This window comes from Mycolicibacterium brisbanense, assembly GCF_001570425.1.
In the GTDB taxonomy this organism is placed as follows: Bacteria; Actinomycetota; Actinomycetes; order Mycobacteriales; family Mycobacteriaceae; genus Mycobacterium; species Mycobacterium brisbanense.
Genome location: NZ_BCSX01000047.1, coordinates 51,289 through 65,079, shown reverse-complemented (window position 1 = coordinate 65,079; position 13,791 = coordinate 51,289). Strand labels below are relative to the sequence as shown.

Genomic DNA, 13,791 nt, shown 5'->3' with positions numbered 1-13,791 from the left:
GGCCGAGAATTTCCCGTGAACGGCCGTGACGCTGGCCCGAGCGATCCTGGTAGCGCCAGGACCAGGGTGACAGATGTGACTGCACATCAAGTCGCCTGGCCGCGTCGGGCTAAGCCACCGCCCGCAGCGACTGCTCGAACTGCTTGAGCTCATCGAGAGTGGTGTCGACGTGCGGCGAGATCCGCAGCACCGGTTTGGTCATCTCGAAGGGCGCGCGGACCAATTCGCACGCCGTGGTGACGATGGCGTGTTCGGCGATCAGCCGCGCCCGCACGGTCACCGGGTCAGCTCCGTCGACAGGTTCGAGCGTGGTGATGGCAGTGGGCTCGTCGATCGATTCCACCACGCGCCATCCGGGCGTCTCGGCGAGTACCTGCCGGGAAAGACCACCCACCTCGGCAAGGCGCGCACGCACCTGCTCTGGACCTGCTGCCAGGTGCTCCCCTATCGCGACCGAAAACCCGATCCGGGCAGCGGCATTCGACTCGACTCCGTCGAGTGTCTGCACTGCCGGGAGACCAAGACCCCAGGACGGCGGAGGTATCCGGGGCTGCAGCCGTTGGGCCAGCTCGTCGGACAGCGCGAGCACACCCACCCCGCGCGGGCCCGCCAGCCATTTGCGCGATGACGAATACAGCGCTGCGGCACCGACATTGCAATCGAGGTGGCCAAGCGCCTGCGCCGCATCCACCACCAACGGGATGCCGGCCGCCCGGCACACCGCGGCGAATTCGGCCAGCGGCTGAGCCACCCCGCGATGGCTGGCCAGTGCGGTCAGGTGCGCGATCGCGGGCGGGGCGGCGGCGAGTTGCCGGGCCGCAGCGTCGACGTCCAACCGCCCGGCCCCGTCGACCGGAAATGCCTGCACCTGAAAACCGTTGGCCGCCATCACCGCAAGGTTCGGACCGTACTCACCCACCAGGCAGGCCACCGTACGCTCCCCCGGCCAGCTGCCCAGGAGCAGGTCCAGGGCATTGCCCGACCCGGAGGTATAGATCACGTTGGCCGCGGGCAGCCCGCTCAACGCCGCAACTGCGGCGCGGCCCGCGTCGAGCGCAGGCGCCGCGGCATCGAGCGCGACGTAACCACCGACCTCGGCCTCGTGGCGGGCATGCGTGGCCGCGGCGTCGATCGCCGCGAAGCTCTGCCGCGAACAAGCCCCACTGTCGAAGTGTAGCCCGGCGACCTTCGGCCGGGCTTCGCGCCACCGCTGGGCGAGGCTCATCTGACGGCCAGCGACAGGCCGAAGTCACCGGCTCCGTCGGTCCACCAATGTGTTTGCCGCAGTCCGGCTTTCGCGAGCTCCGCCGTCACACCGGCACGCCTGAACTTGCACGATACCTCTGTCAGCATCTCCTCGCCCGCGGCGAACGCCACGTCGAGGTCCAGTGCCGACACCCGCACTCGCTGCGCACTGCGCGCCCGCAGCCACATCTCGATACGCTCCTCGCCCGTGTTCCACCGGGCCACATGCTCGAAGGCCGCGAGATCGAAGTCGGCGCCCAGCTCGCGGTTCACCACGGCCAGCACGTTGCGATTGAATTCGGCGGTGACGCCGGCACTGTCGTCGTAGGCGCGGACCAGGCGAGCGGCATCCTTCACCAGATCCGTACCCAACAACAGGCTGTCCCCCGGCTGCAGGGTATCGGCCAGCGTATCGAGGAATTCGGCGCGCGGCCCTGGCGTCAGATTGCCGATGGTCGACCCCAGGAAGACCACCAGTCGCCGGCCCACCTGCGGAATCTTGCCGAGGTGCTCCTCGAAATCTCCGCACACCGCGTCGATTTCGACACCGGGATACTCGCGGCCGATGGCCTCGCCCGCGGCGCGCAGTACGCCGGCGTCGACGTCGAACGGGATGAACCGGGTGAGCAAACCGGCGTCGCGCATCGCGTCGAGCAGCATCCTGGTCTTCTCCGACGTGCCACTGCCCAGTTCCACGAGCGTGTCGGCGCCGGCGGCCGCGACGATCTCTGCGGAGCGCTCACGCAGGATCTGCGCTTCGGTGCGGGTCGGGTAGTACTCGGGCAAGCGGGTGATCTGGTCGAACAGATCGCTGCCCACGGCGTCGTAAAACCACTTGGGCGGCAAGGTTTTCGGTGTCTGGGCGAGTCCGGTGCGGACATCGCGACGGAGAGCTTCCGCGGCGGAGTCTGCGGCGAGGTGGTTCGACAGCGAGAGCGTCATGCCGGTCCTTTCAGTGGGGTCAGCTCGACGTGAGAATCATGGACGTGCACCAGGTGGCGGTCCGGGATGTCGTGCCATTGCGGATCGTCGTCGTACGGTTCGCTGGCCAGCACGACGCCGTCCGGGAGCCGCAGTATCGACAAGGTGTCGCCCCACGTCGTGGCGAGCATCCGGGAACCGTTGGCGGCCAGGATGTTCAGCCGGGCATTGGGGTCACGCTCGCCGACCTCGGCGACCGTGTCACCCAGCGCGTCCATGCCGCGGGCGAAGATCAGCGCTGCGAGCACCGCGCTGTCGACCGTGGATTCGGCGTCTGCGGTCACCGGCAGCACAGCCCGGTCCACCACGCCGTTGTGCGACAGCAACCACCGCCCGTCGGTGAACGGCGCGCAGGCCGACGGCTCGATGGGCATGCCGACGGTCGCCGAGCGGACCGCCGCGACAACGCATTCGCTGCGCAGCGCGGGCGCCACCGACGCGAACGACGCCTCGCCCCACAGTGGTTTGTCACTGCGCCAGCGCCGGGCCACCCCGCCGTCGAAAAAGCCTGCACCCCAACCGTCGGCGTTGACCAGGCCGTGCTTCTGCCGCCTGGGCGCGTAGGACTGCACGAGCAGCCCTTGCGGCGGGTCGAGCATGAGCGCAGCGACGGAGCGGGGCGCCCCGAGCCAACCCAGGTGCCGACACATCAGGCGTCATCCCAGGCAAGCCGGACCCCCGAGAAGATCTGCCTGCGAATCGGGTGATCCCAATTGCGGAAACTGGGGCGCAGGATGCCCGCGGCCACTGCCCACGATCCGCCGCGCAGCACGCGGTAGTCGCCGTCGAAGAACGGCTGCGTGTAGCGCTCGTAGATCATCGGTGTGAAGCCGGGCCACGGCCGCAGTGGGGAGCTGGTCCACTCCCACACCTCACCGAGGAGCTGCTCGACGCCGTAGGCCGAGGCGCCTGCGGGATACGCGCCGACCGGCGCCGGACGCAGCGCATCACCACCGAGATTGACCAGCGCCGAGGTGGGTTCCGAAGCGCCCCAAGGGAATCGGCGGCGCGAGCCGGTCGCCGGGTCCCACGCGCAGGCTTTTTCCCACTCGATCTCCGTGGGCAGCCGGGCACCGGCCCATGCCGCGTACGCCTCCGCCTCGAAGAACGTCACGTGCTGCACCGGTTCGTCACCGGGGATCGCCTCGACATGACCGAACCGGGTGCGGGTGCCGTCAGGGTTCCAGAACTGGGGCGCCACGAGGCCCGCCTGCTGCCGATGCGCCCAGCCGCGCTCGGACCACCAGCGCGGGTGCTGGTAACCGCCGTCGTCGATGAACTCGCGCCACTCGGCGTTGGTGACCGGAACCCGGCCGATCCGGAAGGACGGCACGTCCACCACGTGCGCGGGACGTTCGTTGTCCAGCGAGTGCGGCTCGTTGAGCTCGTCGACGCCGAGCGTGAACGGCCCGCCGGGGATCAGCACCGAGGTACCCGCCACGCCGGGCCTGCCGGCAGGCAACATACTGCCCGCATCCAGCAGCGGCGGCCCCACGCGCAAGTTCAGGGCCTGCAGCATGGTTTCGTCGTGCTGGTTCTCGTGGCTGATCACCAGACCGAAATTGAAGGCCGACGCATCGTCGGGCAAGGCGTCGAGCGCGTCGAATGCCTTGGCGCGCACGGTCGCACAGTACGCCCGGGCATCGGTGGGCGGCAGCAGCGGCAGCTCGACGCGGCTGGCACGGGAATGCTCGAACGCGTCGTAGAGCCGTTCCACCGCGGGGGCCAGCATCCCGGGCCGGTCCGGGTTGCCGTCGCGCAGCAGCCACAGCTCCTCCTGCTGCCCGATGTGCGCCAGGTCCCAGACGAGCGGGCTCATCAGCGGGTCGTACTGGCGGTGCAGCTCGGCATCGTCGAAATCGACCAACCGCAGCGTGCGCTCCCGGGCCCGCGTCAGCTCCTGCGCCAGTGTCTCGCGTGTGATCAAGACTCACCTTTCGCCAGTTGGCTCACCGCCGAGGCGATCCCGTAGCGCACGGCACGGTCGGCGAAATCGTCGGCGGGCGAGCGGCCCTGTTCGACCGAACGCATCAAGTGCCGCATCGATTCCGCGAGTTCGGCCGGAGCGCGTTCCGCTGCGGCCCGCACGCACGTGATCGCGGCCGCGTGAAGCCTGCGATCAGCCAGACCCATCCGCGCCGCCCGGTCCCATGCCGTGGCCACCGGCGCCGTCGCCTCCGCGGCGATCGCAGCGGCCTCCGGATCGTCGAGCAGCGTGGTGAGCATGAACACCGCAGCGGGCCACAGCCCGTCGGGCAGGCTGTCGAGGTACCTGATCTCCAACCACCGCCGCGGCCGCACGGGCGGAAACAGCGTCGTCAGGTGATAGTCCAGATCGGCGGAGGTGGGACGCCTGCCGCCGAGAACAGCACGGCCGTCGGCCCAGTCCGCGAATGGCACCCAGTTGACCACGGGCACCGCATCGTCGGAGGTGTTCACCAGCATCACCGGCGCCCGCAACGCATAGCGTGCCCATTCGTCGGCCGGATCGGCGCCGTCAGCGCCGAGAATCGGCCCACAACGCGCCGAGTCCAGCTCACCCCACACCCACTGCCGGGTGGAACGCCAGCCGGTGAACTCACCGCCCAGTAGCGGCGAATTGGCCGTGACGGCGATCATCGTCGGCCCCAGCGCATGGGCCAGCCGCACCCGGTCACGCCAGCCCGCGCGCGGGCCCGCATCGAGATTCACCTGCACAGACGCCGTCGAGGTCATCATCGCCGCGCCGGCCGCGCCGGTACCGCTCGCGGCGAAGAACCGCTCCATGGCCTGATACCGCGCACCGGGATTGACCCGCTGCGGCGGGCGCAGCGGATCGGTGCCCAACAGCACCAGGCCCAGGCCCCGGCGGGCGAAGGCCGCACGCAGTGTCGCCCGATCGGCCATCAGCCCGGTGATGGCGGCGAGCGGGCCGTCGGCCGGTGGCCCCGACAGCTCGACCGCGCCGCCGGGTTCGACGGTGATCCGGCTACCTCCGGGCAGATCGGGCACCGTCGCGATCACGGCGGTCAACTCATCCCAGTCGGGACGGCGCATCGGATCGGTCAGGTCATAACAGTGGGCCTCGATCTCGAGCCCAACCTTGCCGACCGCACCGTCGTGCAGGCAGTGCGCATCGATATGAGCCGCGGCCTGCTCGGCGCTGCTGAATTCGATGAGCGGTTGGGGGCCGGGATCAGCCCTGATGGGAACTGCCATGGCAACAACCCCTCCCGGTCCTCTACCGGTGTCGGACCGTCTGGTTCTTTCCATCTTCCAGACGGCACCGACAAAAGTCGGCCTCTGTGCGGGTTACCGAATCGTGACGAGTAGCCCAACTTCGTACTGCAGCTATTGCCCGAGCGAGTTCTGCATGGCGCCGGCCAGCACGTTGACGGCCGGGCCACCGTTGCCGGACTGACACACCTTCGCCTGCAGCAGCACGTTTTCCCGTTTCCGGGTGGTCGTGAAACATCGCCGGTCGGTGCCCGCTTCCTGTTTCACCCAGTCCGCATCCGTCGCGCCGGCCGGCCCGCCGGTAAAAGTCCACACCTGGGTGACGAAGTTGTCCAGGTGCATGGCACTGGTCAGTCCGGAACACCCCTGGGTGCGGTCCACCACGCGGTGGAACGCCCGGTCGGCCGCATCCGCGGTGGCGAACACCCCGACCGCCTGTTTGACGTAGTGGCTGTCATCGTTGGCGGAGGTCTGCGTCGTCGCGCTGTTGTACGACGCCAGGTCCGGATCGTTGTACACCTCGGGCAGTCCGATGTCGGCCCAGTTGTTGCACACCGGATCGTCGACGCCGAACGCCTGGAACGGAACCGTGGAATTCGATGCCCACGTCATCGGGGCGCCGACGATGTTGCCGACCGAACCCTTCGGCAGGACGGCATACGACACCACCCCCGGATCCGACGGGCGGGCGCCCGCCGGTGCCGACAAGGCCAACGCGAGACCGGCCACCCCGAAACCCACAGTCAGAGCGCGCATTCAACTGATCATGCCATTCAGTACAGCGTGCGAGTGCAGTAGGTACGGGCCGGTGACGGGTAGCGCCAGGCGTATTCGCCGCTCGCCTTCGGGCAGCTGGAGCCGTCCTGAACATCGTCGAGGCGCTGCGTGACCTGCACGAGTACGCCGTTGCCGCGCGATGTGCAGTCCGCCAGACCCATGACACCGGCCGGCACGCCCAGTTCATAGCAGTGGTATGTCACCAGGTTGGGCACCAGGCACAGCCGGGCGGTCGACGGATCCGCCAATTTGGCGGGCAGGTGCTGGTATTGGTCGCTCGGGCAGACACCTGTGGCGTCGGCGACCGCCCCGACGGTGTAGCTGGGGTCAGCACTACAGGCCACCTTGGCGGCGCGGGTGACGTCGGGGGCCGACGGGGTGCCCGCCGGGAAGCTGACGCAATCGCCGACGCCGAAGAGCACGGCCGCGTTGCGTTCGGATTTCCCGCTGCCACAGCCGACGGCACACGCCAGGACGGCGATCAGCACGGCAACCAGTACCCGATTGCGCGTCATGGTTAGGCAGAATCTCACGATTCCCGGCGACACGCCCACAAAATCAGACGTCCCGGCCACCTGATGTGGTAGCCGGGACGCCCGTGGGCTGCAGATGTGGTCTATGCGGTGTTGGCGCCGGCCTGGCAGTCGGGGCAGACGCCCCAGAACACGACTTCGGCTTCGTCGACGGTGAAACCGTCGACGTCCGCGGGCTCGAGGCAGGGTGCCGGCCCGACGACACATTCGACGTCGGTGACGCGGCCGCAGACTCGGCACACGAGGTGGTGATGGTTGTCGCCGGCCCTGGTCTCGTACCGGGCCGACGAGCCTGCCGGTTCGATCCGACGGACCAGTCCTGCGGTGACGCAGGCCCGGAGCACGTCGTAGACGGCCTGGGTCGAGACCGATCCGAGTGATCGGCGAACCCGGGTCGCGAGGTCGTCGGCGGTGGCGTGCGGCTGGTCGGCGAGTGCCTCCAACACCGCGACCCGCGGGGCGGTGACCCGAAGCCCCACGGCCCGCAAGCGGGCCCTGGGGTCGTCGTCATGCACCGGAGTCACCGCTCCAGTATGCGCCTTGTCTGGAGTCGATCAAAAGAGCTGTGCCGGTCAGCGCGGGGGCGTGGTCGTCGGGGCACCCGGCTGCCCACCGGGGCCCGCCGGGCCGCCCGGGCCGAAACCGGGGCCGCCGCCCGGTCCGCCCTGACCGCCCTGTCGTTCGGGACCGCCGCCCTGGCCCCACCCACCGTGGTGGTGGAACATCATTCCGGGACGTTCCCAGCCACCTCCGCCGTGATGATGGTGTCCGCCGCCCGAGTGGGCACCGAGGAAGAATCCGGTGCCGAACACGACGAGCGTGATGAAGACGATGCCGGCGACGATGCCGACCCAGGCCACCGCCTGGAACAGTCGATTGGGTCTGCGCTCCTCGACGACGGCGGGTGCCGGCGCAGGCTCGGCGAGCGGCTCGGCCGTGGCGACCGGGCCGGTGGGTTCGGAAGATGTATCAGTCATGTAAGCCAGCTTGCGAGTGTCATCCAAGTGCCGATCATGAATTAGCTATGTATTCGCTGTGTCTGCTCACCAGGGCTTTATCGGGTTTACAGCGTACTGAATCACGCGGTACGGCGTCGCGCCACCGCCGGGCGTGGTGTTCCACTGGCTGACGAACACCCGCACTTCGTCGAGTGTCGAGCCCGGGGAGATGTAGCCGCCGTACGGCTGCGCCAGCCGGTTGTCCTCGGGCGGCGGCAACGTGTCGGCGGGGTCCGGCCAGTCCACTCCGCCCACCACCACCGTGGTCACCGGCGCCGTCCCGAGACCGGTGGGGTCGTAGGCGACCCGGATCTCCATGTTGCCGGTGCTGGCATTGAAATACGACAGGACGGGCTTGCCGTCGATCTGCTTGATGCTCATCTCCCCCACCCGGTCGGCCCACAACGGAGTCGGCGGCTTGCCCCAGCCTCCTTTTGCCGACCACCCCTGCCAGCCGGCGCGATCGGTGAACGTCTGCGGCGTGGTCCGGTAGAGGAACACCTGCCCGCTGCGGTCGAAGTTGTTGGTGACGATGTACACCCAGCCGCTCTGCGATTCGGCCGTCGGCACGGGGTCGTAATAGCCGCTGATCTGCGACTGCGCGCCGCCCTGATAGCTCGCGGGCCGCACCGAACCCGGGACGGTCTGCCAATTGCCCCGCGAGGCATCGGCTTTCACCAGCCTGGAGCTCTGCGGGCGCAGGTTGGCCGTGGTGCTCACCATCAGGTAGTTGTCCCGGTTGATCGAGACCACGCCCGCGGGCAACTGCGAACTGCCCGGCGGTGTCTTGTCGGCCAGCAACGGGGTGCCCACCACGGCTCCGGTCACGCCGTTGTAGCGCACGCCCGCGGGGTCGTCGACCGAATCCGAGTCGACGTGCAGCGCTATCGGTGCGTGCCAGTTGCCGAAGCCGACGGCCTGCCCGGCGAAGCTGTCACCACACACCTGCAGCAGCCGGGCCGGGAACTCCATGAACTCACACAGGTCGGTGGCGCCGATCCCGTAATCGCCTGTGGGAGTGCCTGTTCCGGCCGCAGGCGCGATCCGCAGCACCTGGCCGGGAGCCAGTGGCGCCAGCACCGCACCGGGAGCGGGCGATGGCGGGTCCGCGTAGGCCGAGGGCACCTGCCACAGCAACACGGCAGCCGTCGCGGCGGCCGCGAGCCTCATGGCGGCGGACACGCCGCGCTCAGAGCTCGGCGGCCAGCAGCTCGGCGATCTGAATCGTGTTCAGCGCCGCACCTTTTCGCAGGTTGTCACCGGAGACGAAGAGCGCGAGACCACGCCCGTCGGGCACCCCGGGATCCTGGCGGATGCGGCCGACCAACGACTCGTCGACGCCCGCGGCGGCCAGCGGCGTGGGTACGTCGACCAGCTTCACCCCCGGCGCGTCGGCCAGCAACTCCTTGGCGCGCTGCACCGAAAGCGGTTGGGCGAACTCGGCATTGATCGACAGCGAGTGTCCGGTGAACACCGGCACCCGTACGCAGGTGCCCGACACCAGCAGATCGGGAATGCCCAGGATCTTGCGGCTCTCGTGGCGCAGCTTCTGGTCCTCGTCGGTCTCTCCCGAGCCGTCGTCGACCAGCGAGCCGGCCAGCGGGACCACGTTGAAGGCAATGGGCGCAACGTATTTCACCGGCGCGGGGAACGCCACTGCCGAGCCGTCGTGCACCAGCGCCTCGGCGCCGTCCACGACCGCACGGGTCTGGGAGGCGAGTTCCTCGACCCCGGCCAGGCCACTGCCCGACACCGCCTGGTAGCTGGACACGACGAGCCGCGTCAGGCCCGCTTCTTCGTGCAGCACCTTGAGCACCGGCATTGCGGCCATGGTGGTGCAGTTCGGGTTGGCGATGATGCCTTTCGGACGGGTACCCGCGTCACGCGAGAAATTGACCTCGGAGACCACCAGCGGCACCTCGGGGTCCTTGCGCCAGGCCGAGGAGTTGTCGATGACGACGGCACCCGCCGCGGCGAACCGTGGGGCCTGCACGCGCGACATCGTCGCTCCGGCGGAGAACAGGGCGATGTCCAACCCTGACGGGTCGGCGGTCTCGCTGTTCTCGACCTCGATCTCCTGGCCTCGGAACGCCAGCTTCTTGCCCTCGGACCGCGCCGAGGCGAAGAACCGCACCGAGCCTGCGGGGAAGTTGCGTTCCTCGAGCAGGGTGCGCATGACCTGCCCGACCTGGCCGGTCGCGCCGACTACACCGATGTTGACCATTAGCGTCCCGTCCCGCCGTAAACCACAGCCTCGTCGTCGGTGCCGAGGCCGAATGCCTCGTGCAGGGCGGCGACAGCCTTGTCCAGCTCAGTGTCCTTGACCAGCACCGAGATTCGGATCTCCGACGTGGAGATCAGGTCGATGTTGACGCCGACCTCGGCCAGCGCCTCACAGAACGTGGCGGTGACGCCGGGGTGGCTGCGCATGCCCGCGCCCACCAGCGACACCTTGCCGATGTGATCGTCGTAGAGCACCTGGCTGAACCCGATCTCGTCCTTGAGCGAGGTCAGCTTCTCCACCGCGCCCGGGCCGTTGTCCCGCGCACACGTGAAGGTGATGTCGGTCTTACCGTCCTCGATCTTGGAGATGTTCTGCAAGACCATGTCGATGTTCACGTCGGCATCGGCGACGGCGCGGAAGACCTTGGCGGCGTAGCCCGGTACGTCGGGCAGACCGACCACCGTGACCTTCGCCTCGCTGCGGTCGTGGGCTACTCCGGTCAGGATGGCGTCTTCCATGGGGATGTCCTCGATCGATCCTTTGACGATGGTGCCCGGCTTGTCGGAGTACGACGAGCGGACATGGATGGGCACGTTGTAGCGACGCGCGTATTCGACGCAACGCAGCATGAGCACCTTCGCGCCGCATGCCGCCATCTCGAGCATCTCCTCGAACGAGACGGTGTCGAGGTGCCGGGCGTTGGGCACGATGCGCGGGTCGGCGGTGAAGATGCCGTCGACGTCGGTGTAGATCTCGCAGACGTCGGCGTTCAGTGCGGCGGCCAGCGCGACGGCGGTGGTGTCCGACCCGCCGCGGCCCAGCGTGGTGACGTCCTTGCTGTCCTGGCTGACCCCCTGGAACCCGGCGACCAGCACGATCTGCCCCTCGTCCAGCGCGTCGCGCAGCCGTCCGGGGGTGACATCGATGATCTTCGCGTTGCCGTGGGTACCGGTGGTGATCACACCGGCCTGCGAGCCGGTGAACGAACGGGCCTGCGCGCCCAGGGACTCGATGGCCATCGCGACCAACGCGTTGGAGATGCGCTCGCCCGCGGTGAGGAGCATGTCCATCTCACGAGGCGGCGGCGCGGGCGAAACCTGGCGGGCCAGGTCCAGCAAATCGTCGGTGGTGTCGCCCATCGCGGAGACGACCACGACGACATCGTTGCCGGCCTTCCTGGTCTCCACGATGCGCTCGGCGACGCGACGGATTCGCTCGGCATCCGATACCGAGGATCCGCCGTATTTCTGTACGACGAGCGCCACTGTCTGTCCTTCGAAAATGCGGGAATGAGTCGCATCAAGGATAAGGGAGACGTGCAGCTGGTTTTTTGTCGCCCGGTCAGGGCACCGTCATGAAGGTGAACGGTTGCGCCGGCCGGAACTGCGAGCTCGCGTCGCCGGCGTAGACGGTCTTCTCCCCCTCGCCGAGATCGAGCCGCAGCGTCGGCGCGCCCTCGCTGAAATCCAGGTTCGCCAGCTCAACCCAGAACGTGTTCGGTGACAGCGCCGACTCGAAGAAATAGCGCCGCGCCTTGTGGTCGACGACCGTGCGCCAGCGGGTCGAGGAGATGTTCGGTTCGTCGGAGGTTGCGATGCCGTACGGGGTCGACGCGTTGCGCACGACGCTGAACACCGCGGCCACCGACAGCACCGGATCGTCGGATTTGGGAATGGCGTTGATGTAGAAGGACGCCCGCACGAATCGGTCGGCGGCGCGGTTGGTGCCGGGCAGCATGACGGTGCCGCCGATCTCCTCCCAGTACTCGGTGATGGCGAGTTGCTTGGAGAAGATCGGCGAGTTGGTCATCACCTGGTACTCACGGCCGTGGTGGATGGTCTGTCGCCCGTCGACGTACTCGACGATCGCGCTGTCGCCCGTGCCGTCGGACATCGCCAGGTGCAACGTGGCCATCCGCTGCTCACCGGGCACGTCGGCGGTGGCGACCCGCAGCGGCGTCGCGGTCAGCGCCTCGACGGCTTCGGCGACCGAGCCGAAGTTGTCCAGCACGTACTGGCCCCACAGCGCCAGCGATATGGCCGGGCCGCCGGCGTCGGCGGCCGGGTACTGCGATTCGGCGAGCCACAGCAGGTTCACCGCCAGGCCTGCCTCGTTGACCCCGTCGGTGGTGCAGATGTCGTAGCCGGTCGCCACCACGCTGCCGTACTTCGCGGTCCATTCCACGGAGTCCGGTCCGGCCTGTCCGGCGCGTGCCACCCCGCGGGGCAACACCCACAGATTGGTGCCGATCTCCAGTTTCCAGTCCATCGAACGGCCGGTGACGACGCGATCACCGGTACCGAGATAGACGACGCGGGTGCACATGCGCCCAAAGGCTAGCCAGCCCGGGAACCGGGACAGGCGTAATCCGCCCGCAACACGCGAATCCCGTGCCCGTAACAGAAGCGTCGTCTATTGACGGGGATCGGCCCGACGGGCCGCCACCCTCAGGAGATATTTGATGGACACAGGAACCACGGCGTTCATGCTCTGTTGCATCATCGGGCTGACGATGATGATTCCCGGCCTGGCGCTGTTCTACGGCGGCATGGTCTCGGTGAAGAGCTCGACCAACATGATGATGATGACGTTCGGTGCGGTCGCTGTCGTCGGTGTGCTCTGGATCCTCTTCGGGTTCTCCATGACGTTCGGCACGTCTTACGGCGGGTTCGTCGGGAGCTTCACGGAGTTTCTCGGCATGAAGAATCTGCTGGAGCCGATGACCACCATCAACGGCCTGCCGGTCAGCCTCTTCTCACTGTTCCAGGCCTTGTTCGCGGCCATCACCGTGGCGCTGATCTCGGGGGCGGCCGCCGACCGGATGAAGTTCGCCGCATGGATGGTGTTCGCGACCGTGTGGGCCGTCCTGGTGTACTTCCCCGTCGCGCACTGGGTGTTCGCCGTCGACGGCACCGTGACCAAGGACTCGGTGGGCGGCTGGATCGCCAACAAGCTGCACGCCATCGACTTCGCGGGCGGCACGGCAGTGCACATCAACGCCGGCGCCGCCGCGCTGGCCGTGGCCATCGTGCTCGGCAAGGGCGTCAACTGGGGCCGGCTGCGCAAGCCGCACAATGTGCCGCTGACCCTGCTGGGAGCGGGCCTGCTGTGGGCCGGCTGGTATGCGTTCAACGGCGGATCGGCGCTGGCCGCGGGTAATTCGGCCGCCATCGTCATGGTCACCACGTTCGTCGCGACCTGCGCGGCCACGCTGGCCTGGCTCGCGGTCGAGAAGCTCAAGGACGGCCACGTCACCGGCGTCGGCGCGGCGGCTGGCGCCATCACCGGCCTGGTGGCCATCACCCCGGCCTGCGGTGCCGTGACACCCGTCGGTGCGATCCTGCTCGGCCTGATCGCCGGGGCGATCTGCCCGCTGGCCGTGGGCCTCAAGGAGAAGTTCGGCTATGACGACTCGCTCGACGTGGTCGGGGTGCACCTTGTCGGCGGCGTGATCGGCACGCTGCTCATCGGCTTGCTGGCCAGTGACACCATGCCCAACAAGGTCAACGGCCTGTTCTACGGCGGCGGCCTCGATCAACTCTGGCGCCAGGCCATCGCGGCACTGGCCGTGATGGTGTACTCGTTCGTCATCGCCTACGTCATCGCGCTCGTGATCAAGAAGACCATCGGCATCCGCATCTCGCCGGAAGACGAGGAGCTCGGCATCGACACCAAGGTCCACCGCGACGCCGCCTACGAGCTCGAACTCGTCTGAACCACGACCCAGGAAAGTTGTCCGCGACCCCACGCCGCCACCTCGGCGTGGGGAAATGCGGCAGGATCGGGAGGGAAATACGTTAAACAGGTACGTGTGAGC

Annotated in this window: 14 protein-coding genes; 1 reads left to right on the top strand and 13 read right to left on the bottom strand. The window is 68.2% G+C overall.

The window, feature by feature from the left end:
• Positions 1-109 precede the first annotated feature (109 nt).
• From egtE to RMCB_RS27650, 13 genes are all read right to left on the bottom strand, one after another.
• Positions 110-1,225 carry an ergothioneine biosynthesis PLP-dependent enzyme EgtE gene (egtE, locus tag RMCB_RS27710; protein ID WP_062831312.1) on the bottom strand — a complete coding sequence of 372 codons (1,116 nt, stop codon included), beginning with the start codon at positions 1,223-1,225 and terminating at the stop codon, positions 110-112.
• Positions 1,222-2,187, bottom strand: coding sequence for an L-histidine N(alpha)-methyltransferase (gene egtD / locus RMCB_RS27705; protein WP_029373489.1), 966 nt, complete (start codon positions 2,185-2,187; stop codon positions 1,222-1,224). Before egtD ends, egtE begins: the two co-directional genes overlap by 4 nt.
• On the bottom strand, positions 2,184-2,876 hold the full coding sequence (gene egtC, locus RMCB_RS27700) for an ergothioneine biosynthesis protein EgtC (RefSeq protein WP_062831311.1): 693 nt from the start codon (positions 2,874-2,876) through the stop codon (positions 2,184-2,186). The genes egtD and egtC overlap by 4 nt, the downstream gene beginning before the upstream one ends.
• Complete coding sequence (gene egtB, locus RMCB_RS27695) at positions 2,876-4,153, bottom strand: ergothioneine biosynthesis protein EgtB (RefSeq protein ID WP_062831310.1); 1,278 nt, start codon at positions 4,151-4,153, stop codon at positions 2,876-2,878. Before egtB ends, egtC begins: the two co-directional genes overlap by 1 nt.
• Complete coding sequence (egtA, locus tag RMCB_RS27690; RefSeq protein ID WP_029373492.1) at positions 4,150-5,424, bottom strand: ergothioneine biosynthesis glutamate--cysteine ligase EgtA; 1,275 nt, start codon at positions 5,422-5,424, stop codon at positions 4,150-4,152. The genes egtB and egtA overlap by 4 nt, the downstream gene beginning before the upstream one ends.
• A gap of 132 nt (positions 5,425-5,556) precedes the next feature.
• Positions 5,557-6,198 carry a sensor domain-containing protein gene (locus RMCB_RS27685; protein WP_062831309.1) on the bottom strand — a complete coding sequence of 214 codons (642 nt, stop codon included), beginning with the start codon at positions 6,196-6,198 and terminating at the stop codon, positions 5,557-5,559.
• Between the two features lie 17 nt (positions 6,199-6,215).
• Entirely contained in the window at positions 6,216-6,734 is a 519-nt protein-coding gene (locus tag RMCB_RS27680; protein ID WP_062831308.1) for an LppU/SCO3897 family protein, read from the bottom strand.
• Between the two features lie 101 nt (positions 6,735-6,835).
• Positions 6,836-7,276: a Fur family transcriptional regulator gene (locus RMCB_RS27675; protein WP_062831307.1), complete on the bottom strand. Its 441-nt coding sequence runs from the start codon at positions 7,274-7,276 to the stop codon at positions 6,836-6,838.
• 48 nt (positions 7,277-7,324) lie between these two features.
• Positions 7,325-7,729, bottom strand: coding sequence for a hypothetical protein (locus RMCB_RS27670; RefSeq protein WP_062831306.1), 405 nt, complete (start codon positions 7,727-7,729; stop codon positions 7,325-7,327).
• Between the two features lie 66 nt (positions 7,730-7,795).
• Positions 7,796-8,920, bottom strand: coding sequence for a DUF4185 domain-containing protein (locus RMCB_RS27665; protein WP_062831343.1), 1,125 nt, complete (start codon positions 8,918-8,920; stop codon positions 7,796-7,798).
• 19 nt (positions 8,921-8,939) lie between these two features.
• Complete coding sequence (locus RMCB_RS27660) at positions 8,940-9,974, bottom strand: aspartate-semialdehyde dehydrogenase (protein WP_062831305.1); 1,035 nt, start codon at positions 9,972-9,974, stop codon at positions 8,940-8,942.
• Positions 9,974-11,239: an aspartate kinase gene (locus RMCB_RS27655; RefSeq protein ID WP_029373499.1), complete on the bottom strand. Its 1,266-nt coding sequence runs from the start codon at positions 11,237-11,239 to the stop codon at positions 9,974-9,976. Before RMCB_RS27655 ends, RMCB_RS27660 begins: the two co-directional genes overlap by 1 nt.
• Positions 11,240-11,315: 76 nt before the next feature.
• Positions 11,316-12,299 carry a bile salt hydrolase gene (locus RMCB_RS27650; RefSeq protein ID WP_062831304.1) on the bottom strand — a complete coding sequence of 328 codons (984 nt, stop codon included), beginning with the start codon at positions 12,297-12,299 and terminating at the stop codon, positions 11,316-11,318.
• 136 nt (positions 12,300-12,435) lie between these two features.
• On the opposite strand from RMCB_RS27650, the gene RMCB_RS27645 reads away from it, so the two are divergent.
• Positions 12,436-13,689 carry an ammonium transporter gene (locus RMCB_RS27645; RefSeq protein WP_029373501.1) on the top strand — a complete coding sequence of 418 codons (1,254 nt, stop codon included), beginning with the start codon at positions 12,436-12,438 and terminating at the stop codon, positions 13,687-13,689.
• Positions 13,690-13,791: the final 102 nt, after the last annotated feature.